17 protein-coding genes and 1 pseudogene are annotated in these 21,965 nt (G+C 71.6%); 9 read left to right on the forward strand and 9 right to left on the reverse strand.

Translation table 11 applies throughout. The annotated features are described in order from the left end of the window. The first annotated feature begins 65 nt into the window (after window positions 1-65). Window positions 66-833 (forward strand): class I SAM-dependent methyltransferase, encoded by a 768-nt coding sequence (locus tag OG251_RS43985; protein WP_326682915.1) that lies wholly within the window; start codon window positions 66-68, stop codon window positions 831-833. Window positions 834-1,251: 418 nt separating this feature from the next. Here OG251_RS43985 and OG251_RS43990 read toward each other — a convergent pair whose 3' ends face one another. From OG251_RS43990 to OG251_RS44005, 4 genes are all read right to left on the reverse strand, one after another. Then, window positions 1,252-2,424, reverse strand: a complete 1,173-nt coding sequence (locus tag OG251_RS43990; protein WP_326682916.1) for an ATP-binding protein — start codon at window positions 2,422-2,424, stop codon at window positions 1,252-1,254. 240 nt (window positions 2,425-2,664) lie between these two features. Further along, window positions 2,665-3,111, reverse strand: coding sequence for an SRPBCC family protein (locus OG251_RS43995; protein WP_326682917.1), 447 nt, complete (start codon window positions 3,109-3,111; stop codon window positions 2,665-2,667). 358 nt (window positions 3,112-3,469) lie between these two features. Beyond that, window positions 3,470-3,859: a hypothetical protein gene (locus OG251_RS44000; protein ID WP_326682918.1), complete on the reverse strand. Its 390-nt coding sequence runs from the start codon at window positions 3,857-3,859 to the stop codon at window positions 3,470-3,472. 289 nt (window positions 3,860-4,148) lie between these two features. After that, window positions 4,149-4,988, reverse strand: a complete 840-nt coding sequence (locus OG251_RS44005) for an SDR family oxidoreductase (RefSeq protein ID WP_326682919.1) — start codon at window positions 4,986-4,988, stop codon at window positions 4,149-4,151. 92 nt (window positions 4,989-5,080) lie between these two features. Here OG251_RS44005 and OG251_RS44010 point away from each other — a divergent pair, with 92 nt between their 5' ends. From OG251_RS44010 to OG251_RS44020, 3 genes are all read left to right on the forward strand, one after another. After that, window positions 5,081-5,509, forward strand: a complete 429-nt coding sequence (locus tag OG251_RS44010) for a winged helix-turn-helix transcriptional regulator (protein ID WP_326682920.1) — start codon at window positions 5,081-5,083, stop codon at window positions 5,507-5,509. A gap of 379 nt (window positions 5,510-5,888) precedes the next feature. Further along, a complete protein-coding gene (locus OG251_RS44015; RefSeq protein ID WP_326682921.1) occupies window positions 5,889-6,998 on the forward strand; it encodes a helix-turn-helix transcriptional regulator in 1,110 nt (369 codons plus the stop codon). 136 nt (window positions 6,999-7,134) lie between these two features. After that, on the forward strand, window positions 7,135-8,073 hold the full coding sequence (locus tag OG251_RS44020; RefSeq protein ID WP_326682922.1) for an RICIN domain-containing protein: 939 nt from the start codon (window positions 7,135-7,137) through the stop codon (window positions 8,071-8,073). Between the two features lie 142 nt (window positions 8,074-8,215). Here OG251_RS44020 and OG251_RS44025 read toward each other — a convergent pair whose 3' ends face one another. Next, window positions 8,216-9,586: a hypothetical protein gene (locus tag OG251_RS44025; protein ID WP_326682923.1), complete on the reverse strand. Its 1,371-nt coding sequence runs from the start codon at window positions 9,584-9,586 to the stop codon at window positions 8,216-8,218. A gap of 341 nt (window positions 9,587-9,927) precedes the next feature. On the opposite strand from OG251_RS44025, the gene OG251_RS44030 reads away from it, so the two are divergent. Together OG251_RS44030 and OG251_RS44035 are read left to right on the forward strand one after the other, a co-directional pair. Further along, window positions 9,928-11,316 carry a Fic family protein gene (locus OG251_RS44030; protein WP_326682924.1) on the forward strand — a complete coding sequence of 463 codons (1,389 nt, stop codon included), beginning with the start codon at window positions 9,928-9,930 and terminating at the stop codon, window positions 11,314-11,316. Window positions 11,317-11,551: 235 nt separating this feature from the next. Next, window positions 11,552-12,070 (forward strand): hypothetical protein, encoded by a 519-nt coding sequence (locus OG251_RS44035; RefSeq protein ID WP_326682925.1) that lies wholly within the window; start codon window positions 11,552-11,554, stop codon window positions 12,068-12,070. Between the two features lie 132 nt (window positions 12,071-12,202). Here OG251_RS44035 and OG251_RS44040 read toward each other — a convergent pair whose 3' ends face one another. Both OG251_RS44040 and OG251_RS44045 read right to left on the reverse strand, forming a co-directional pair. Next, entirely contained in the window at window positions 12,203-12,364 is a 162-nt protein-coding gene (locus OG251_RS44040) for a hypothetical protein (RefSeq protein WP_326682926.1), read from the reverse strand. A gap of 143 nt (window positions 12,365-12,507) precedes the next feature. Next, a complete protein-coding gene (locus OG251_RS44045; protein WP_326682927.1) occupies window positions 12,508-13,242 on the reverse strand; it encodes a restriction endonuclease in 735 nt (244 codons plus the stop codon). 521 nt (window positions 13,243-13,763) lie between these two features. Here OG251_RS44045 and OG251_RS44050 point away from each other — a divergent pair. Together OG251_RS44050 and OG251_RS44055 are read left to right on the forward strand one after the other, a co-directional pair. Further along, entirely contained in the window at window positions 13,764-14,198 is a 435-nt protein-coding gene (locus OG251_RS44050) for a hypothetical protein (protein ID WP_326682928.1), read from the forward strand. 129 nt (window positions 14,199-14,327) lie between these two features. Next, complete coding sequence (locus OG251_RS44055) at window positions 14,328-15,014, forward strand: TetR/AcrR family transcriptional regulator (protein ID WP_326682929.1); 687 nt, start codon at window positions 14,328-14,330, stop codon at window positions 15,012-15,014. 67 nt (window positions 15,015-15,081) lie between these two features. Here the strand turns inward: OG251_RS44055 and OG251_RS44060 are convergent, their stop codons facing one another. Further along, window positions 15,082-16,230: an FAD-dependent oxidoreductase gene (locus OG251_RS44060; RefSeq protein ID WP_326682930.1), complete on the reverse strand. Its 1,149-nt coding sequence runs from the start codon at window positions 16,228-16,230 to the stop codon at window positions 15,082-15,084. A 378-nt stretch (window positions 16,231-16,608) separates the two neighbouring features. Then, the gene (locus OG251_RS44065; protein WP_326682931.1) at window positions 16,609-18,300 is read right to left on the reverse strand and encodes an alpha/beta fold hydrolase; all 1,692 of its coding nucleotides are present in this window, start codon (window positions 18,298-18,300) and stop codon (window positions 16,609-16,611) included. Between the two features lie 392 nt (window positions 18,301-18,692). On the opposite strand from OG251_RS44065, the pseudogene OG251_RS44070 reads away from it, so the two are divergent. Further along, window positions 18,693-21,959 (forward strand): annotated as a pseudogene (locus OG251_RS44070) (BTAD domain-containing putative transcriptional regulator); the annotation flags it as partial. Between the last annotated feature and the right edge of the window lie 6 nt (window positions 21,960-21,965).

The following is a 21,965-nucleotide window of genomic DNA, read 5'->3' on the forward strand; positions in this document are numbered from 1 at the left end:
AACGTTCGCGCCGGTCGAGCGGACGAGCGGCACCTCCAAAGAAGCAGGCGCGGTAATCTCGGGCCATGCCCGAGACATCGGTGGCGCACTTCTACGACGAACTGGCCGACGACTACCACCTGATCTATACAGACTGGGACGCGAGCATCCGTCGGCAGGGGGGCGCCCTGGACGCCCTGATCGGACAGGATCGCGCGGCGGTCCTCGACTGTTCCTGCGGCATCGGTACGCAGGCCATCGGCCTGGCACTGCGCGGACACCGCGTCACCGGGACCGACCTCAGCCCCCGCGCCGCCGCCCGCGCCGCCCGTGAGGCCGCCCGTCGGAGCCTGAACCTGCCCACGGCCGCTGCCGACATGCGACGCCTCCCGTTTCCTGACAGCCGGTTCGACACCGTCGTCTGCGCCGACAACTCGCTGCCTCATCTGCTGACTGAGCAGGACGTACGCGCCGCCCTGGCCGAGATGCGCCGCGTGCTGCGTCCCGCCGGCCTGCTGCTGGTCAGCACACGCCACTACGACGACCTGCTGCGCGACCGCCCGGCTTCGACGCCTCCACAAGTCCACCGGACCACCGACGACGAAGAACGAACCGTCACCTTCCAGCTCTGGAACTGGCACGGCGACGGCGAGCACTACGACCTGGAGCACTTCCAACTCCTCCCGGCAGAAGAAGAGTGGCGTGTCCAGGTCCGCCGGACCACCTACTGGGCACTCGGCCAGGACCGGCTGGCCGGCCTCGTGGCCGAGGCCGGGTTCGCCGACCCCCAGTGGCGAATGCCGCAGGAGACCGGCTTCTTCCAGCCGCTGCTCGTGGCCCGCGCCGGCGAGTAGGAGATTCCGCCTCGGCGTGGGAGGGCGGGTATCAGCGGGTCTTGGCAGGTTCCCCAGCTCGGGCTCGGTGGTGGCGAGGCGGGAGGAGCCCTGCGCTCAACGTCGCGCAGCTTCATGCTGGTGCCGTGACCACGCCCGGTCGCCGGCCCCGGGCAGGAGGAGCCGTGGCCGCAAACGGGGTACCACCGTTGGCGCCCTCGCTCCCGGCAGGCCCGGTTCGGTCAGGAAGCGGTCCCGGCTGAGCCGTGCCGCTGTGCGTCCGAGCCGGGTTCACCGCATCGCGCCACACCGCCCCGGCCGATCGGGGCGGGCCGCGGACAGCCCGGCGTCCTGGGAGGCGATTGCGCCTCCGCGGTGGCCGGCCTCTCGCCGGTGCTCTCCGTACCCCGGTTCCGCCGGACCGAGCCACCACCGGGGCTCAGGCCCCGGCCGCTCGCCCATCGGTCGCGATCCGGCTGACCACGGCCGATGCCCGCCGGGGGTCCGCTGCCAACCACGTGCTCAGATGGTCCCGAACGGCCAGCGCGACGGATTCGCGCACCTCGGCGTGGGCCAAGGTGCCGCGTGTGGAGCCCTCGAACTCGGGGCGGTCGAGTTTCACCGAGACGACCGCGGTGAGGCCGTCGTCGAACCGGTCGGGTCCGGGACCGGCGTCGATCCTCGTCAGCGGTTGCCGCTCTTGTACGAAGGCGTTGACCGCTGCCGCCACTCCCTCCCGGAAGCCCACCACATGCGGCCCCCCGCCGGGGGTGGGCACGCAGTTCGCGAAGCTCTGGATGCCGCCCGTGAAGGTGTGGCTCCACATCAGCGCGACCTCGACGGACCCGGCGATCCGCGGATCCTCGTACGCGAAACCGAGGACGCCCGTCCCCTCGGACGTCCCGGCCCGCGCCGCGATGAAGGCGACGAAGTCCTTGGCACCGCCCGGGAAGAGGAACCGTTCCGACCGTGGCCCGCCCGCAGGGCGCCGGTCGGTCAGTGAGATGTCGAGGCCGCGGTTGAGGAAGGCCAGTGTTCTGAAGTGCTCTGCCAGCGTGTCGAACGAGCACACCGCCGTACCGAAGACGTCGGCGTCGGGCCGGAACGCGATGACGGTTCCGGTTCCCGTCGTGGGTCCCTCGGACGAGGGCGGGCCGACCGCAGCACCGCGGTCGAAGCGCTGTACCCATCGCACCCCCTCGCGCCGGACCTCTCCTGTCAGACGGCTCGACAGGGCGTTGGCGACGAAGGGCCCCATGCCGAAGAGGCCCACCTCCACAGATCGGCGGCCACCGCGCCGCGGCCCGGTGTACATCCGGGTCAGCAGCTCTTCGAGGCTGGGTTCGCCGGTGTGCCCGGCGGCCTCGACCGGAATCCCCGGCCCGTCGATGGCGACCCGCACGCAGCCGTCGGATTCCAGCGCGACGTCGACGCGGCCGGCGTGACCGGCGAGGACCTCGTTCACCGCCCAGTCGGAGACCTCGAACACCTGGTGGTGCAGCCCGCGCTCACTGGTCGATCCCACGTACATCCCCGGGCGTTTCCGGATGGCTTCCCGGCCCTCCCACACCTGAATATGGGCGGCGGCGTACGGGTTCGCGGCGTCCCTCATGAAGTCCCCCTCCGATGGGTGCCCTGCGGAACTCCCAGCCTAGGCGGGTGGGCGAAGAACACCAGGTCAGAGGGCATTTACCGAGGGCACGGACAGGCAGGTGACGGCCTGCCGGGAAACGAGCGGCCCGGGGGTCGCGCATGGCCGTCGAAGGGCGCCCGGGGCCCGGTGAACCCGCGGCCGAGCCCATTTCCGGCAGCCCTGAGGCCCCCGATTCCCTCAGCCGCTCCGCAAGGTGCCTCAGGCGTCTCCGCTGTGCTCGCGCAGCGCGATCCGGGCCAGCTTCGTCAGCATCATTCCGTTGCGGATCGCCATGAGGTAGTCCACGGGGAGTCCGTGCATCCGGGTGCCGGGGCCCCGGAGGGGGTGCCAGTCGAGTGTGAACAGGGTGTTCTCGCCCCAGGGGGTCAAGTTCATGGCGATGCGGGCCGCGCCGAACGGATCTGCCTTCGCTTCCAGCTCAAGGCGGTGTCGCGGTTCGCAGATGCGGACGACGCAGGTGTCGTCGATGGTCAGGGGACCGGCCCCGACCCGGACCTTCAGACGGGCGCCCGCTTGCGGCCAGTGCGCGTCCGCGGCGAGGACCCGCCGAGTGCCCGTCACCCACTCCCCGTATCGGTGGCCGTCGGACAGCAGGTCCCAGACCTCGGACGGCGTGCTCAGGATCAGACGGCGGTTCCGGGCCACGCTGATCACGCTCCTCCGGGGGCGAGGGATATGAAGGATGCTGCCGGTGACTTCTCCGGGACAGGGCCGTCCGTCGGAGCACGCTCCGGACGTCCCCCTCCGCACGACCCGGCCCTCGGCCACTCCGGTGGGTCCGGGCCGCCGTCCTGGACGACGACGGCCTCGGGCTTCTCCCGCTGCTCGACCGTGGTCCCCCTCGGCCCGACCGCTGGGCGCGGCCGCACCGGGCCACCGGTTCCGCCCACGGGCTTGGCCTCCAGATTCGTACCGACCCCACCACCTCCACAATTCGGCAGGCCCAAACGGGGCCCCTGGCCTGTTCCGGACGGCGGGTCAGGTCCGCGCTCTCCCCCGTCGGTCAGCTCCCGTCCATGAGCGCGAGGTGGTCGTCACGACGGATCAGATGTGCGCCGAGGGCCGGGGTGAGGTCCACGACCAGCCGCGCTCCGACGCCCGAGGCCGTGGCGGCGGGGGTGAGGTAGCCGACCGCGCGCAGCTCGCCGACCGCCTTGCGGAACGCCTCGCGGCCCTCGGCGGCCCCGCGCCGACTGCGGGTGAGGGAGGCCAGCTCGTTGATCGTGGGTTCCTGCCCCGGGGGGTAGCCGGTGGCGAGTTCGGCGAGGACGCCGCGGGCGCGCCAGGTCAGTCGCATGTCCCGCACCGCCTGCGCGAAGAGGGCCGGATCGTGGACGGGCGGGGTGGAAGGGACGGGCCACCGCGGAAGGGCGGTGGTGTCGCTGATGTCCATCGGGTGCGGCTCCTTCGGTGGTTCTTCCGGCGAGGGCATGCCGGGTACGGCCTTCGCCTTCGCCGAGGACGACGTCGTCCATGTTCTCGCGGTACGTGTCCTGTCCTGTCCTGTCCTGTCCTGTCCTGTATAGAGGTTGTGAGCGGTGAGCCGCAGTCGGACCGGTGAGGTCGCTGCGGCTCCTGAGCTCCGGCCCTCCGGCCGGTAGTGGGCAACAGCAGCGCTACGGGGCGGCCCCGTGCGGCCATAGCCGCACGGGGCCGCCCAGGCGCTTCAGCCGAGTCGTGTCTCAGCGAAAAGCGGCCATGCTCCGGGTGACCCAGTCGCTGAAGGAGCTCGGGGCACGGCCGAGCACTCGTTCCACGTCCGGGCTGATCCCCAGTTCGGCCGGGTTCGGGGCGGCGATGATGTCCAGGGTGTCGTCGGCGAGCTCCGGCGGCACGAACCGGGTCATCGCGGCCTTGGCCTCCTCGCGGGTGAGTTCGTGGAACCGCACCGGCGAGCCGAGCGCGGCGGCGATGGCCTCCGCCTGCTGACGCGGCGTGATCACCTCGGGCCCGGTCAGCTCGAAGACTCCCCCGGTGTGCCGCTCGTCGAGCAGGCAGGCCGCCGCGACCTCGGCGATGTCCACCGGGTCGACGACCGGAACCCCGACGTCACCGAAGGGTGCGGCGACCGTCCCTTGCGTGCGGACGGACTCCGCCCAGGCCAGGGCGTTGGAGGCGAAGCCGCCCGGTCGCAGGACGGCCCAGTCCGGGCCGGACTCCCTCAACGCGTCCTCCACCGCGCGCATCGCGATCCGCGTCGGGCCGAGCGGCCTGGTCGCCACGCCCTGCGAAGACAGCAGGACGATCCGGCTGACCCCGCCGGCCGCGGCCAGGTCGATGATGTCGGTCGGCCTGGCTCCGGGGGCGTGCAGGTCGCCGGACAGCAGGAGGAACAGCGCCTTCGCCCCGTCCAGCACGGGGGCGAGGCTCGTCGGTTCGGCCAGGTCGGCCGTCACATGCCGGACTCCGTCCGGCACCGCGGCCGCGTGCCGTGACACCGCCGTCACCTGCTCGCCCGCCTCGGCCAGGGCCTGCGTCAAAGGCCGGCCCACATTCCCGGTAGCCCCAGTAACCACAATCATGTTCAGCTCCTGATCCGTTGTGCACTGCGGCAACCGACGCTAGGAGCGGGGCTTACTTTTCGTAAGAACATACCCAGAGGTAAGCTCCGAACATGAAGGAAGGCGCGCAGCTGACGCAGGGCGAGGCGGGCAACCGGTATGACGTGTTTCACACGGACTGCCCTGCGCGCGACATGGTCGACCACGTGACCAGCAGGTGGGGTATCTGGGTGCTGATCTCCTTGCGGAGCAACGACCTTCGGTTCTTCGAGCTGCGCGACAGCATCCAGGGCATCAGCGAGAAGATGCTCGCTCAGACGCTGCGCGCGCTGGTCCGGGACGGACTGGTCTGGCGGGAGGTCGAGCCGACGACCCCGCCCCAGGTCACCTACGGGCTGACGGAGTTCGGCCAGGACATCGGTGAACCACTGACGGACTTGTTCGACCGGATCACACAGCGGCTGGAGTCCGACGGAACGTCCGCCACGGAACGTCGGCCACGGAGCGTCGGCCACGGAGCGGCTGAGCAGCTGAGCGGCTGAGCGGCTGAGCGGCTGAGCGGCTGAGAGCAACAGGTCCGGGGGACGGGCCGGCATCCGGAGTCGGGGTACCGCTCCGGCTCCGGTTCGCCCCGCCGACAGACGGTGCCCGCCGAGAGCGAACGCGGTGGCCGCCGACGGCGGGAGGCTCCTGGAGCGCTGGGGCTTTCGGCCACATCGGCGATGCATCAACGCGGGAGGGCCGAGAGGCCGCCTGCGCGGGCAGGCGCCCCGCAATCGCCCATCGTGGCAGGCCACAAGGGCCGCCTGATCTCTGCGCGCCACCTGACCGGGAGCAGCTCCGTACCTCGTCCGGACCGGGATTCACCCCGTCGGGACGAGGTGCGGAGGGGCGTGCCCGCCCGGTCCGTATCCTCATGTCATGGCCACTGCACAGGACCGGCAGCGCGTGATCCTCGGTGAGATCTCCGATCTCTGTGCGGCTCGCCCGGCCGCGTCCGAGCTGTTCCGGAGTCTGGCCGGACTGCTGCACGACGAGCTCGGGTTCGAGGCCGGATGCTTCCACGGGAGCGACCCGGTCAGCGGATTCCCCACATCGACGCTGCCGTACGGTCTCGATCCGGCCGACTTCCAGGAGGCCGCCCAACTGGAGTTCTCCAGCGCGGACAGCACCACCTTCGACGCCATCCGCGCGTCCGGCCGGTCCGTGCAGAGTCTCCTACGGGCCACCGAGGAGTTACCGGAACTCAGCGTCCGCTACCGGCAGATGCTCGAACCCCGGAGCTACGTCGACGAGCTCCGGGTCACCTTCGACAGCCATGGCGGCCGGTGGGGCTGCGCCGCGTTCATGCGGGGGCGCCGGCACGGGCCGTTCACCACCGACGACATCCGGCTGATGGAACGGGCCGGGCCCCACATCAGCGCCGCCCTGCGGCACTCCCAGCTCTCACTCGAAGCTCCTTCGGAGGCCGGTCCGACCGATGGCGAAGCCGCCTCACCCGTCGGCGCCGTGGTGATCGTCGGCGCGGACGGGTCCCTGGTCTCGGCCGACGAACGTGCCGAGGTCCTGCTGGCCGAACAGAGCCGGGACGAGCTTCTGATCCACGGCATCCCCAGTGGGCTGGCCGCCCTGGCGGAGTACGCCCGCGAGTCGGCCGAAGCACGGCGGAAACCCGACTGCCGAACCAGCATCCGTACCCGGCAGGGCCAGTGGCTGACCCTTCAGGCTTCAGTCCTGCGCGGCGCGGCCCCGGGTCAGGTGGCCATCGTCGCGATGCCCTCCTCGCCGGCCCAGCGGCTGCCGGTCGAACTCATGGCGTACGGGCTGACCCCTCGCGAACAGGACGTGGCTCTCGGAGCGTTGCGCGGCCACAGCACCCGGCTGATCGCCGAGCAGTTGTCGTTGAGTCCGCTGACCGTGCAGGACCACCTCAAGTCCATTTTCGACCGTACCGGGGTCCGCAGCCGCCGGGACCTGGTGGCCCTGCTGATGGCCGACAGAACCAGAACCGCGCATCTCCCGCCCTGCTGAGACGAGGTACCCAGAAATCTGGGATACCGGAGTCCGATCATGGGCCAGCAGACTGGCCACGGCCCCGGTGCGGCGGATCCGAACGGCCCGCACCGGACATTCGGACATCCGTGTTGCCCTTCCTTCTGGAGGAACGTTGCCCTCGTCCGTCAAACGACTCGTCCTCGCCGCCGTCCTCGCGCTGGCCGCGATGCTGCTCAGCCCGGGAGGCGCCTCCGCCACCCCGCCACCCTCGACCGTGGTGTTCAACCAGCAGTCCGCGCGCTGCCCCAAGGAGAACGTCACCGACAGACCCGACATGGTCATCTGCGACGAGAACCACGGTTCCGTCAGATGGCAGTTCACCCCGGTCGCCGGCTTCCCCGGGGTACACACGATCAACAGCAACTCCTTCGCCGGTGCCTGCCTGGCAGCCGACCAGGGGGGCGGGGGCGTGACGATCAAAGCCTGCGACGGCAGCACCCTCCAGATGTGGCGGATCACCGCCAACCAAGTCGCCTCCCCGCTCTACGACCTGGTCGGAATGCGCCTGACCAGTGTGTCCAGCGGCCAGTGTCTGGACAACAAGCCGAAGAGCGGCGGCTGGATGATCTACCTGTTCGGTTGCAACAACGGCACGTACCAGCAGTGGAACATCAACAAGGCCGCCTTCAAGGAGCTGACCGGCGGTCACCTCGGAATGACCTGGGCCAACCTCGAACAGCGCACGGACAACGTCGTGCACGTGGGCAGTGACGCCGCTACCAACGCGTACTACGGCGACACCACCCCGCTCACCGCGCTGCCGCTGCTCTGCCTGAACCAGGACGGCCGCCCCGCCCCCGCCGGAATCCCGGCGGGCGGCTTCCACAGCTGGGCCCGTGGTCAGGTCAAGGCCACTTCCCCGCTCGCCGGAACGCTGTTGACCAGCCGGGCGGCAGCGGACCAGATCTGTGCGAACAACTTCGGCGCGGGCTGGCGCACCGCCGAGTTCCACGACGGCGAGGGCTGGTCCTTCTGGGCGAACGGCACTCTGCCGACCGGAACCCGGTTCTGGACCGCGATCGACAATCAGCCGGCCAACCCCTGGGACTGACCCCCCGGAGGGGTGGGCGGCGGCCGGCCCGGCCGAGCCATCCACGCGGGCCCGCGCCGGCTGGGACCCGCCGGCGTCCGCCCTGTGAAGCGCGGGTTCGCAGCTGCCGCCTCGGACGGCTCGCTCCGAACCCGCGCGCCGGTCAGTTGACGGTCAGGGCCGCCGTGTTGTTCGTGAGGTCCGGGTCGAAGTCGAAGGGGAACCCACCGAACTCGCCGTACGGAGGGTGGATGCTCACGGCACCGGTCGCACCGGGCACCACGGTGTCGACGCGCACGGAGAACGCGAACGTGCGCCGGGTGTCCTCCAGCACCCAGTACGACAGGTCGCAGTCGTAGCGCGGGGCTCCCGTCCGCTGCGGGTAGTAGCCGCCGTCGAGGGTGCGCGGGGAGCAGTCGGACGGCACGCCGGTGACCTTGGTGCCCTCGGGCACGATCAGCCGGACCTCGGCGACCGGGTCGCCGGAGCCGAGGTTGCCGAACCAGGCCGGGCCGTTGTTCTCGAACGTGAGCTCGGCCGTGGCCGTCCCGCCCACCACGCCGGAGATGGCGTCGCCGGTCACGGAGAAGTCCGCGGTGCTCTCCGCGCCGATCTGGAGGGCCGCGTAGTCGTTCTCGGAGTCGATGTCCTGGGCGCCGCCGCCCGGCTCGACGCCGATGTCGAGCCGCTCGTTCAGCGCGTGCGGGGCGAGTCGCACCGTCAGCGGCTCGGGCAGCTCGAACGCGTCGCCCGGCGCCAGCACCTGGTCGAACGTGCAGACCGCGTTGCTCGACGGTGCGTAGTTCTCGCCGTCCGTCGTGGTGTAGGTGCAGGCGTCGTACCGGGTCAGATCCGTCAGGCCGTACGAGGCGTTCAGCTTGACGGTGAACCCGTTCGCGCTCTCGTTGCCCTTGTTGGTGACCTTGACCGGGATCGTCCGCTCGTCGCCGGGCAGGCCGTCCTCGAAGTCGGCGACGGGCTCGATGGCGAGGTCGGGCCCGGAGCCGACGGTGAGCGTGGTGTCGAAGCTCTCGTGCGGCGCGGTGAGCGTGCCGTCGGGCCCGCCGGTCGCCGTCGCCTCGTAGGTGATCCTGCCCTGCGCACCGACTCCGGCGCCGTCGGCCGCACGCACCGTCAGGAACACCTGGTCCTCGTAGTCGCCCCCGATCGTGGGCACCACGGGGATGTCGCACACCGCACTCGCGCCGCTCGGCGTGCAGTTGTCGGGCCAGGTCACCTCGGCGACCCCGGCGAGGTCGGAGACATCGACGGTGAGCCTGCCGTCGGCCACCGTGAAGTTGTCGTTGTCGTGATAGAGGCCGACGCCGAGGATGCGGGACTGCGGCTGACCGCCGTCGGTGCCGAGCGGCAGCGTTTGCGCGTACGGCTGGTTGATCCACAACTGGTCGGTCTGCGGCGGGTCGTCGGCGGCGAACGCGGGTGCGGTGAGGCCGACGGTCAGCAGTCCGGCCACCATCGCTACGGCGGCGCCGGATCTGGGATGTACCGGGCGTCGAGCGGAGAACAGTCTCATTGCTACCCCCCAAGGGCGTGGTAACGCGACTGATGCACCGGCAACTCCGGTGCACCGGAAGGATCATCACATGAAGAGGATCTTGCGGCGCCACGGTTTTCCGCACCTGTGGGACAACACCGCGGAGGGCCGCCGTGCACCGTCCGACGGAAGGCAGTCATGACCGAACGCGGCATCATGCTGGTGGCACGGGTGTCCGGCCCTGACTGACCAGGGGCGGACAACCGCACCCTCCCGAAGCGGAGGCAACCCCTGTGCGGGGCCGCGGCCCGTCGGCGTGCCGCTGCCCGGCGGCCCGTAATTCGCTTGAGCGGGCGCCGACCGGCGTACAGGCTTGCGTGGTGATTCTCGATCTGGCACCGCACTGTCTGAGCTGGGACGAGGTGGACCCGGGCCGCCATTCGTTCGACAGTGGATCGGCGGCGAAGGCGGTGCACCTGCTCGGGCCGGCGCGTCGCGTACCGCGCCGCCCTGATGTCGCCTTCGCGGAACCGGAGATGAGGGCATGGACCCGGGACGAAGCCGAGCCCTGGGCCAACGCCATGTCGTACGCCCTCGTCCGACACTACGGCCGCTGGGCCGTGGGGTGGCGCTGGTCGCACGACGAAGGTGACTTCGACGGCGGGCCGGTCGGGCACTGGTGCTGCCCGCGGGACTCGATCACCACCCCGCGGGAGACACTCGACCGAGTCGTCTCCGCGCTGTGCGAGTGGCGGGGATGGCTGGAGAACCTGGCCGGATGGTTCGAGGCGTACCCGCTGGAGCCGGCCGACATCGAGGACCAGCGAATTCTGTGGGAGTGCGCCGCCCGCAATCTGATACTCCAGGTGACCGACCGCACCGGTTGCGGCAGCGGCTGGCACGGGCACTGCCGCCAGGTGCTGACCTGGTTCCTCAGCCACTGGGGAGTCGCGCCCGAGACCGCTCAGGAGCTGGTCGATCAGGCGATCGGCGGCCGGTTCAAGAGCTGGACCGGCCCTGACACCGTCCTGGTGGACGACATCGCGGAGACTCTCGCACTGGCGCTGTCGCCGGAAGACTGCGCACCCCCCGACGAGCCCGCCCCGGATCACCTGGAGACATGGCTCGCGGTCCGCGGGACCGTTCCGTGGCAGCAGGTCGACGACTCCGACCCGGGCGGACCGGTCACCCCGTCGCACGACGGAGCCGCGGAGGACATCCGCGGCTTCGACCGCGCCGTCGACTCCGCCCGCGCCAACGGCATGCTCGCCGCCCTGGAACTGCTGCGGGCTGACGCGGCCCGCAGCGCCCCACTCGACTTCGAACTGCTCCGACGCTGGCAGCGGCACGTCCTGAACACACCGCAGCCACCGCCGTTCCGCACCCTGCCCGCGTTCGCCAAGGAGGGCAGGGAACGCTACGGCATCGGCACGGACACCCGCGCCCGATTCGACGCCTGCCTCGCCGAAGGCGCAGCGGACAACGATTCGTCCCTCCCCCTGACCGCCCGCGCCGCACGCGTCTACCTCGATATCTGCTTCTTCCACCCCTTCGACGACGGCAACGCCCGATCCGCCTTCCTCGCCCTCGTCTACGTCCTCGCCCGTGAGGGCATCACCCTCGGCAGTGTCGGAATGCTCCGTCGCGTCACCTTTCACGCGGACGACTCCCAGGACGCCCTCGCTCTCGCCCGGTACATCAACGCTCACCTCGCAGACACCCGACGCCACGCGCCTCCTCCGGCTCCCGGAGAGGTTGGTCCTCCTTGAGAGTCGCCCTCGGCCAGGTCACCCGGGCCGCGTTGCCGCACGGCACCCACGAGAACCGGAAGGCTCGCCGCATCCCGCGTCGGGCAACCGGGCGGCCGGGCGTCGAACCGGCTGATCGGCCGTGGCGTCCGGAACGTCCTGCACGCGATGGGGTACGACGGCCTGCGCACAGGGGCCGCCGAGGAACCGCGTTCGGTCCTGTGCCGTATGCACGGGGATCCCGGCCGGTGGCCCGGTGAGCGGCTGGTGGGCCTACCTGGAGGAGAGGACCTGCCGAGAGGTCGACGCCGATGTACTGCGGGATCGCCGGATGGCGGCGGTCAAGTCCGTGTGGGAGGCGCTGCGTCCGCTGGGGGTGGGTCTGCACGAGGCCGAGCGGGTGGTCCACGCACGGTACGAGGCACTCGGCGACCGGGTGCGGCACACGCCGCCCGATCCGCTCGACCTCACCTCACTCGCAGCCCGCGCCGCGGCTCTCCCGGGCCGTGTGGCGGCGGTGGAGGCTCTGTGGGACGGCGATACGGTGCACGACTGGTTCGTGCTCCTGGTCGCGGTCCTGGACGCCCCGGACGGGGAGGGCCACCTGGCGACCGTCCACCACCGTCCGGGCGCCCCGCCTGGCGGTGCCGCCGCCAGGGCCGGCCGGGCGCTGGCCGACCATCTCGGTGTGCCGTTCCACTTCGCTTCCCCGGACACCCCCGATGACCACGCCCCCCGCCGGCGGACAGCCCATCGACCGGTGGAAGAGCCGTGACCCGGGAGCCAGGAGCGGGTCACAGCGACATCGGAGGGCGGGGCCGTACGGGAGGTATTCGGCGTTCCGACAGCGCCGCGGGGTGCCGCACCTGTCGTCGCGCGCCCGCCACGGACTGCGGGAGCGCCTCTCTCAGGCCCTGGGAGTCATGCCCAGCCCTTGTGCGAGTCCCTGGTCCATGGCCCCGCGGTCCAGTGCCCCGTACTGCCCCGAACCACCTCTGCGCCGCAGTACGGCCAGGCACACCCCGGCCACGGCCGCGAGCACAACCACCGTGGAAACAATGACGATCATGGATCCCCCGTCTGTCCGGCGGAACCGTTGTGCGGTCCCTGGTTGATCTGCATTGTCGCCTGCCGCCTGTTCATGGGGAAGCCCGATTCCTGCCGGAGCGCGGGCTCGCGCGGATGCCCGCGCGGGAGTGTGGTGCGCTCAGGTCAGGAGAGGGACGTGGGGTTCCGCGGAGGCGGGACCGCTCGCAGGAGTTCCCACAAGGGGCGGTGTCCGCCCGCCCAGGCGGACAGGGTCTCGCGGTCGACCAGGTGCAGGCGCTGGGATCGGGCGAACTCCTGGGCGGGCCGGGAGAAGCGGCCGTTGGTGACCAGTACGACGACGTCGCCCTGGTGGACGGGGCGGCCGGTGCCGTTGAGGACGTGGAGGTCGGGGGTTCCCACGGCGGCCCCGGCGAGGCCGGCCCTGCGGTGCTTGCACTGCAGTACCCAGCGACGGCCGTAGGGATCGGTGGCCTTGACGTCGGCGCCGTTGTCCCCGGCACCCCCCACCTGGACCGCGTCGGCGCAGCCGTCACGGAACATCAGATCGCGTACCGCGTGCTCGAACTCGCGGTGGTGCAGCCGGTCCAGTTGTTCCAGCGGGTAGCGCAGCGTCCGGGCGGTCTCCGCCCTCCGGCGCGACCGGGCGGCGCGGTAGCGGTGCCACAGCACACCTCCGGCGGCCGCGGCGGCGAGGACGACGGGAACGATCCACGGGTGCGCGGCGATCCAGGCGAGCAGCCGCCCGGCCGCCCACAGGGCGACGGCGACGAGCAGCAGGACCTGGATGCCACGCCGCTGCCGCTGCTTGCGGGTACGGGCCGTTCGGCTGCGCGCCGCGGGGCGGCGTGAGGGCCGGCGCGGGGCGGGGCTGCGGTGTGGTGGGCGGCGGGTGGCCATCGGGTCGCTCCGGCTGTGTCAGCGGCTGGAATCGGAGATGCCGGAGACGGGCCGGCGCCACAGCCGCAGGAGGACGACGCCGGCGAGCGGCGGTCCCCCATTGATCGTCAGCGTCCTGTCCCGCCCCCGGTCGGGCTTCGGCCGCCCCCCGGTCGGGCTTCGGGCGGTCCCGGTCGGGCCGGTGCGGGCGGGCTGCTCAGCCCCCTTTATGTATCCCGGATCCCCCACCCGCGCCGCCCAGTTGTCGGACGATGACGCAAAGCGATCTGTTGGCCGGAATGATCAGGGACCGCATCCGCCGCACCGGTCACGCAACGAGTGCCGCACGCTCCGGCCTGCTGCTTCACCCACCCTTCACCCACCACGATCGAGCTCAGTCGATTCCGGGGACCCCGGCGAGAGCGGCGACGCACGATGAACGAGAACACTGTTCTTGACTTTGGACGGAGGGTGGACCATCGTCTCCCTCGACAGAGAACAGCGTTCTCGCTTCTTGGTCCCCTCACCGAAGGATGTCCGTCGTGACCACAACGCCCCTCACGGTCCGCAGCACCCCGTCCCGGCGTTGGGACCGCGTCGGCCGCGGTCTGATGGCCCTCAACTCCGCAGTCACCTTCGCGGTGTTCGTCAACGGGTTCTTCCTGATGGCGGACGCGAGCGACGACCGCCTGATGGTCGAGGGGTGGCGAACCTTCGGATACCTCGTGTTCAGCGCGATGTGGGCGATGCTCGCGTACCGGCCGCGTCGGGTTCCGGCGATCTGGGAGATGGTGATCTTCCACAAGGTCGCGGCAACGGTGCTCGCCTTCACCATCCTGGACACCACCGAGGGCATGCGGTCCTCGATCACCGACACCTCGGTCGCGGCGCTCACGGTCTTCGCGTACGTCGTCTGCCGCGGGTGGGAATCGTGGCGGGTCATCAAGCGTGACGGTGCCCCGACGTACGCGCTCTGAGTTGTCGTTCGTGTCCGCGGGGCCGGTCGGGACGCCCCGGCCGGCCCCGCGGCGCGCCACCGCCACTGCCTCCGGGCGGGAGCACTGGTGGGTTCGAGAGGGCACACCGCTGACTTATAAGGTGGACGCATGGTCACTCCACGGCAAGCAGCACGCGAGCAGATGATGCGTGACATCGTGCGAGTGGGACGCGAGCACCTGGCGACGGTGCTTCCGGCCGACCTGTCCCTACGGGCCGTGGCCCGGGACATCGGAGTCGTCCCGTCGGCGCTCTACCGCTACGTCCGCGACCGCGAAGCGCTCATCACCCTGCTGATCGTCGACGCGTACAACGAACTCGCCGACGAGGTCGATGCGGCCCTCGCGGCGGCGTCGGGCCTTTCGTACCGCAAGCGGCTCGAAGTGGCAGCACTCACGGCGCGCGCCTGGGCCGTTCGTGAACCGTCCAGGTTCGCCATGCTCTACGGCACGCCGGTGCCCGGCTACACGGCTCCCGGCGACCGGACCGTGGTGCCCGGCACGCGATTTGCCCTCGCTCTCGCCGGACTGGTCGAGGACGCCTGGCGGACAGGTGAGTTGAGGACGGTGGAGGCACCGCTCGACCCGACCGTCCGCGCGGACATGGAGCGCTTGCGGGAAGTGCTCGGTTTCGAGATGCCGGTGGGCAACGTCTGCCGGGCCTACGGTCTGTGGTCCGCGGTCATCGGCGCCATTCTGTTCGACGCCTTCGGCCATTACGCGGCGGATACGCTGAGCGATCCCGAGGAGTTCCTCCGCGCCCACACGAACGGTCTCGCGGACACCGTCGGTCTCTGACCCGGGCGGACCCAGCCGTCGTCCGCGGCGTGGGCGCTGTCGGTGGGCGTCGCGCCGGCCGTCCGGGTCATCGGCCGTCTCCGTGGTTGGTGGTGGTCGTGGTGGTGTCCGGGTCTGCCGGAGTGTTGAAGAATTCGAGTATCTCCTCGTGTGTGGGTTCCTTGGCTGCTTCTGCGGCGACCGCTGCGCTGCGGGGGAACATGGCCTGCTCGTACTCGGTGAGCGCGGCCTCGATGTCCTCGGGGTGCGCGGCGAGGGCCCTGCCGAGTTCGGCGCCGTCGAGCATGGCCAGGTTGGCGCCCTCACCGTTGGGGGCCGCGAGGTGGGCGGCATCGCCGATCAGGGTGACCCCCGGCACCCGGTCCCACCGGTGCTCCATGGGCAGCGCGTGGTGGGGGCGCAGGACCGGCGCGGTGTCACCATCGGTGATCAGTGCGGTGAGTTCCGGTGCCCAGCCGTCGAACTCGGCCGCGATCCGCGCGGTGGCCGCGGCGGCATCGGTGAAGTCGATGGCCGCGAACCAGTCCTGCGACTCGGCGAGCATCACGTAGGTGTGCAAGGTGTCGCCGCTCTCCCGGTGGGCGTGGATTTCCCTGCCCGGCGCGGGCGCGACCATCGACCCGCCGCCGACCGCCTTCGCGGCGGCCGGATGGCGGGTGTCGGCGTCGTACAGGTAGGTCTCGACGAACGACGTGCCGGCGTACTCGGGTGTGGCGGTGGTGAGCAGTGGCCGGACCCGTGACCAGGCGCCGTCCGCACCGACCAGCAGGCTCGTGACGACGGTCCCGCCGCCGGCGAACGTCACCTCGTGGCGGCCCGGTCCCAGGGCGCGGGCTCCGCTGACCTTGTGCCCCCACCGGACGGTGCCGGCCGGGAGCGAGTCGAGCAAGACCTGTCGTAACTCGCCGCGTTGCACCTCGGGGCGTCCGCCCATGCCGTCGTCGGCCTTCTCGAACAGGACGGTCCCGTCCCGGTCCAGGACCCGCATCGCCTGACGTCCCGCCAGGACGATGCCGCGGAACTCCGCCGTCAGGCCGGCCGCCTTGAGGGCGAGCTGTCCGTTGTAGTCGTGGATGTCGAGCATCCCGCCCTGTGTGCGCACCGTCGGGGAGGACTCCGCCTCGTAGACCGTGGCCGGTATTCCATGGACGTGCAGGACGCGGGCCAGCGTGAGTCCGCCGAGTCCTGCGCCGATGACCGTGACAGGGCTGGTCATGGTGGTTCCCTTTCTCCGGAGGCGCCCCGAAGACTGACGCGTTCTCCCCGGGAGCACTCAGAGACTGCCGCGGGCCGCTCACACGGGGCGCACACGGCGCTGACACGGGTGCGTACGGCGCTGATACAGGTGCGGACGACGCCGGGAGGCTGACGGTGGTCTTCTCGCGGGGAAACCGGCCCGAGTCCGGACCGGGAGGGCATCTTCGTGAAGCGCCACGCAAGACGCTCGGCCGGGAATTCCCGGCCGAGCGTCTCTGTGTTCCTCATCCGGCACGGCCCGGCAAGGAGCACGGGGCAGCTGCTGAAGGCGGTGGTGGCGGCCCGGCCCGTTCATGGTCGGGCGGGCCGCACCGGGCGTACTGCGGAGGGGGCGGAGTCAGGCGATGGGGTGGAGGGGGATGTCGAGGTAGGACTCGGCGCCCTCCGGGGAGGTGATGTCGATGGTGAACACCGGGGTGGTGGTGTGGGGTGCGGCGAAGAGGGGGTCGTGGGTGTCGATGACCAGCTGGAGCTGGTGGCCCCTGGCCAGGACGTAGTCGGTGGGCTGGAGGGGGAAGGCCACGGTGGTGTCCCGGCCCGCCTGCTCGGCGGTGAAGGTGTAGGGGGCGTGGGTGACGATGTACGCCCTGCCGGTGGCCGGGTTGTGGTCCAGCAGGTACGCGACGATCGTGGCATCCGCCTGCTGCGCGTTCACCGTCACCCGCAGTTCCAGGTCGCCCCGTACGCGCGCGGCCCGCTCCAGCGGCGCGGTGGCGAAGACCGCCGCGAGGCTGCGGTCGGTGTCGGCCGTCTTGTAGACGTGGGGCAGTCCCACGCGTTCGGCCAGGCCGGTCCGGATGAGCTGGGGGGCCACGACGATGTCGGTACCCGCGCCGGTGGCCTTCACCGAACGGGTCCAGCCCGTCGCGGCGCCCTCGGCCAACTGTCCGTCGCTCTGGCCGGAGGCCGCGTCGGCGAGGTGGAGACGCTTCTTCGGCAGGGCGTAGTCGGCCCAGGAGGGGTGGCGGAGGTCGGAGAGGGGGTTGAACATGTACTCCGAGCGGACGTCGAACCGTGGAGTCTCCCCGTCGCCGGCGCTGCCGCCGAGGTGGTGGTCCATCCACCGGTAGGTCATGTCGGTGGGCTTGGCGGGGAGGCCGAACAGGCCCGGGAGCTCGGCGTTGCCGTGGTCGCCCACCTGGACGAGGAGCGTCTTGGGCCCGGTCAGACGGCTGTGGAAGTCGATGACGGCGGGCACCGAGAAGATGGTCTCGTGCCAGGTGGTGGTCAGGAGGATGGGCGTCGCAGCGTCGTTGAACGCCTTGAGGCAGGCCTTGGGCGACCGTGCCTCGGCGAACTGCCTGACCTCGTCGTCGATGGTGTTGGCGCGGATCTTCTGGATGATCCCGCGGAACTCCTGCGAGCAGCGGTCCTCGCCGAAGAGCTGCACGAGAGCCTCGAACGCCTTGAGGTGACGGGTGCCGTTCTCGTAGAGGGAGGCGAAAAGGTCGGCCCAGGCACTGGCGCCCGCGACGGCCTTGATCCGCTGATCCCGCGCGGCCGCGAGCAGGCTCGTGCCGGCGCCGTAGGAGGCGCCGAAGAAACCGATGCGGTCCGGATCGACCGCGTCCTGCTGGATCAGCCAGTCGATCACCTCGGTGGCGTCGGCGACGTCCTGCGGACCGGCACAGTGGATCTCGCCCGTCGAGTTGGCCAGACCGCGCTGGCTGTAGGCCAGGACGACATAGCCGCCCAGCGCCCAGCGGGAGATCATGCCGAGGTAGGCCCGGTGCCCGATACCGACCAGCGGCGCGGGCAGGACGACCGCGGGACAGACCTGTCCGGGGGCGAGGTTCTTCGGCACGCTCAGCGACGCGTCCAGGACCGTCCCGTCCTCCATCGTGAGGGAGACCTCCGAGTACCCGGCGGTCTCCGCGTACACCTCGTACTCGTCGGCCAGACCCCACTGGTCCAGACGGCCGATCCGGCGCGGCGACGGGTCCAGCAGCGCCTCACGGATCGCGTCCAGCTTCGCGAGGCCGTCGGCGCCGAGTTCGAACGGCGATTCCGGAGTTGCGTCAACAGACATGGCTGTACCCGCCTTTTATGAAAGGGATGGCGACGAAGTGTCGGACACATGCTCACATCGCCAAGATCACCCCTGTGAAGTCGTCATACATGGGCCACTCGAACGGATGAATGGCGCCGCGCAAACCTCAAGACGGACAACAGGCCAGTGCTTGACCGAGAACGGCCGCGCGGCATCGCGGCCGACGGGGACGGCCCGGGAAACGACGGCTTGAGAAGCAGCTCCGCACCTCGGTCGCCAAGGTGCCGGCCGGCCTCCGCCTGCTCGTGGAGAGCACCAAGGGCGGTCCTGAACGGGGCGAAAGGACCGGCCTGTTGGGACCAAGGGCGCCGTCCCGTCGAAGCCGCGTTCCGGATTTTGATGCTCCAGCGCACTCGCGCGAAGATCAGGTCATGGATGGGGATGCGCGGCTTCGCATCACACTGCTCGGCGGCTTTCAGGCGTCTCGGGGCGGTGCCGCTCTGCCCGTTCCCGGGGCCCGGTTGCGGAGTCTGGTCGTACGGCTCGCTCTCGCCGGCGGGCGTGCGGTCCCCCGAAGCGTCCTCGTCGACGCGATCTGGGCCGAGGACCCGCCCGCCGACCCCGTCCACGCCCTCCAGGCCCTCGTCTCGCGGCTGCGCCGGACCCTCGGCTCGGCCGGCGATGTCACGCAGCTCGCGGGCGGATACCGGCTGGCCGTGGACACCACCGACGTCGACGCGCTGCGGTTCGAACAGCTTGCGGCCGTCGGTCGTGAGCGTCTGCGCACCGGTGCCCCGGATGCCGCGGCGGCCCTGCTCGGTGAGGCCGTGGCGCTGTGGGGCGGCCGTCCCGGCGTCGAACCCGCGGTCGTGGTCGCGGTGGCACCCGCCGACGCGACCCGGCTGGTCCACGCCTCGACCGAAGCCGTCGCCGACCTCGCCGACGCCGAACTGGCACTGGGCCGCGCGGACGAGGCCGCCGTCCGACTGGCCGGCCTGCTCGCCGGGCACCCCGTCCATGAACGGGCCGCCGCGCTGCTCATGGACGCCCTCGCCGCCCAGGGGCGCCAGGCCGAGGCCCTCGCCGGGTACGAACGGTTCCGCGCGACGCTGGCCGATGTCCTCGGCACCGACCCGGGCACTGCCCTGCGCGAACGCCATCTGCGCCTGCTGCGCGCCGAGCGGCCCCCGCCCGCCACCGGCACCGGCACCGGCACCGGCACCGCGGAGAGGGAGCAGGGCAACCTGCCCGCGCCGCTGACCAGTTTCATCGGCCGTGACGCCGATCTCGCCCGGATCGATACGCTGCTCGCCGCCGGGCGCCTGGTCACCGTGCTCGGTCCCGGCGGCGCCGGCAAGACACGTCTGGCCGTCGAGGCCGCCCGCCGTCACCGCGACGAGTACCGTGACGGCGCCTGGCTGATCGACCTCGCCCCGGTCACCGAGCCGGCCGAGGTCGGCGGGGCGATGCTGGCCGCGATCGGGCTGCGCGGCTCGGCGCTGTTCGAGGCCGCGGCCCGGCTGCGCAGCGATCCGGTCGGCGAACCGGACGTGCTGGCCGCACAGTTGGACGGCCGGGAGAGTCTGCTCGTGGTGGACAACTGCGAGCACCTGGTCGACGCCGTGGCGCACCTGATCCCGGCGCTGCTGTCCCGCTGCGCCGGGCTGCGGGTGCTGGCCACCAGCCGGGAGCCGCTGGCGGTCGACGGCGAGGCGCTGGTTCCGCTCGGGCCGCTCCCCCTGCCCGAGCAGGACGCGGACGTCCAACAGACCCGCCGCGCTGCGTCGGTGCGCCTGTTCACCGAGCGGGCGGCCGCCGTGCGGCCCGGGTTCGATGTCGACGGGCACAACCTCGGCGAGGTGCTGCGTATCGTGCACGGCCTCGACGGCATGCCGCTCGCGCTCGAACTGGCCGCTGCCCGTCTGCGCACGCTCTCACCGGCCGACCTGGCCGCCGGGCTGTCCGACCGGTTCCGGCTGCTCACCAGCGGCAGCCGGACAGCGTTCCCGCGGCACCGCACGCTGCGTGCGGTCATCGCGTGGAGCTGGGACCTGCTCGGCGCGGACGCGCGGACGGTCGCGGAACGGATCGCCGTCCTGCCCGGCGGCGTCACACCGGCATCAGCCACCGCGGTCCGTGCCGGCACCGCGGTGGCGGCCGGCGAGGTCCCGGAGCTGCTCGCGGGCCTGGCCGACCGGTCGCTGCTGCAACTCGCACCGGACACCGGCCGGTACCGGATGCTGGAGACGATCCGGGAGTACGGCCTGGAAAGCCTGGCCGGTCAGGGCACCCTGACCGGGGTGCGGGACCTGGCCGCCCGTCACTTCGCCGAACTGGTCGCCCGCTGCGACCCGCTGCTGCGCGGCCCCGAACAGCTCGACGCGCTCCAGGTCCTGCGTACCGAGTACGACAACGTGCTCGCCGCGCTGCGCCACCTCTGCGACACCGGCGACGCCGGCGGCGCGATCGGGCTCGCCATGAACCTGACCTGGTACTGGCAGATGCTCGGCCTGCACGACGACGCCACGTACTGGCTCGGTGAGGCGGTCGCGGTGCCGGCCGAACGGCCGTGCCCGGAGCGCGGGATCGCCGAGGCGATGCTGCTGCTCCGGACCGTCGCCCCCCGGAGCGCACTGTTCAACGGCGCGGTCAAGGAAGGCGGCGAGGAACTGCGGGCGCTCACCGGCCGGCTGCTGAGCCACTCCGGGTCGCCCGGCTTCGGTGGCGCGCCGGCGCGCGTCGTGCTGGCCTCCCTGGAGGTGACCGAGGCGTCCGCGACGATCACCCAGCGCCTGGTCGACGGGCCGGACGTGTGGCTGGCCGGACTCGCCCGCATCTCCCGGGCCCATGCCGCCGAGAACGCGGGCCACCTCGACCGGGCCCGCGACGACGTGACCGCGGCCCTGGAGTGCTTCGCCCGGGCGGGCGACCACTGGGCCCTGGCCACGGCGCTGCCGCTGCGCGCGCTGCTGCGCCAGTACGACGGCGATCTCGACGGCGCGTCGGACGATCTGAACGAGGCCAAACGACTGGCCCGCGCGTTCGGGGCGCTGAGCCTCGGCGACGAGGTCTTCATCGACCTGCGCCTGATCGATCTGCACGCGCGGCTCGGCGATACCGCGCGGGCGGCCGGGATGCTCGCCACGACGCGGGGACATGTGTCGCGCTCGGCGTCGCCCGAGCCGGCGATCCTGCTCGACGCACGCGAGGCCGCTCTGTGGGTGCAGGCGGGGGATGTGGACCGCGCGCGCGGGCTGATCGAGTCGGCCGAGACCGGGCTGTCCGAGCAGCACCCGCCCGGCGGCGAACACGAGCAGGCGCTGATCGGCGCGGTGCGGGGGACGCTCTGCCTCGAACTCGGCGACGGGCCGGGCGCCGAGGAGGCGCTGGGCCGGGCCTACGCGGCGGCGGTCGCCAGCAAGGACCTGCCGATCGTGGCGACGGTGGCGGTGACCGTGGCCGGACTCGCCGCCCGGTACGGGCGATACCGCGACGTGGCCGTCGTGCTCGGCGCGGCCGCCCGGCTGCGGGGCGCCGACGACCGTACCGATCCGCAGATCCGCACACTGAGCAGCCGCGCCCGCACCGCGCTCGGCGACGAACGCTTCGCCGAGGCGTACCGGACCGGCCGGCGACTTGACGTACCGGCAGCCCTGGCCCGGACCGATCCGGCGCTGCTGCGCCCTGCGGCGCCACCCGCGCTC

The sequence above is a fragment of the Streptomyces sp. NBC_01237 genome, from assembly GCF_035917275.1.
Lineage (GTDB): Bacteria > Actinomycetota > Actinomycetes > Streptomycetales > Streptomycetaceae > Streptomyces.

Bases quoted from the DNA above. Each gene is read 5' to 3' on its own strand.
- OG251_RS43985 (WP_326682915.1), top strand. From the start codon at position 66: ATGCCCGAGACATCGGTGGCGCACTTCTACGACGAACTGGCCGACGAC.
- OG251_RS43990 (WP_326682916.1), bottom strand. From the start codon at position 2,424: ATGAGGGACGCCGCGAACCCGTACGCCGCCGCCCATATTCAGGTGTGG.
- OG251_RS44000 (WP_326682918.1), bottom strand. From the start codon at position 3,859: ATGGACATCAGCGACACCACCGCCCTTCCGCGGTGGCCCGTCCCTTCC.
- OG251_RS44005 (WP_326682919.1), bottom strand. From the start codon at position 4,988: ATGATTGTGGTTACTGGGGCTACCGGGAATGTGGGCCGGCCTTTGACG.
- OG251_RS44010 (WP_326682920.1), top strand. From the start codon at position 5,081: ATGAAGGAAGGCGCGCAGCTGACGCAGGGCGAGGCGGGCAACCGGTAT.
- OG251_RS44015 (WP_326682921.1), top strand. From the start codon at position 5,889: ATGGCCACTGCACAGGACCGGCAGCGCGTGATCCTCGGTGAGATCTCC.
- OG251_RS44025 (WP_326682923.1), bottom strand. From the start codon at position 9,586: ATGAGACTGTTCTCCGCTCGACGCCCGGTACATCCCAGATCCGGCGCC.
- OG251_RS44040 (WP_326682926.1), bottom strand. From the start codon at position 12,364: ATGATCGTCATTGTTTCCACGGTGGTTGTGCTCGCGGCCGTGGCCGGG.
- OG251_RS44045 (WP_326682927.1), bottom strand. From the start codon at position 13,242: ATGGCCACCCGCCGCCCACCACACCGCAGCCCCGCCCCGCGCCGGCCC.
- OG251_RS44055 (WP_326682929.1), top strand. From the start codon at position 14,328: ATGGTCACTCCACGGCAAGCAGCACGCGAGCAGATGATGCGTGACATC.
- OG251_RS44060 (WP_326682930.1), bottom strand. From the start codon at position 16,230: ATGACCAGCCCTGTCACGGTCATCGGCGCAGGACTCGGCGGACTCACG.
- OG251_RS44065 (WP_326682931.1), bottom strand. From the start codon at position 18,300: ATGTCTGTTGACGCAACTCCGGAATCGCCGTTCGAACTCGGCGCCGAC.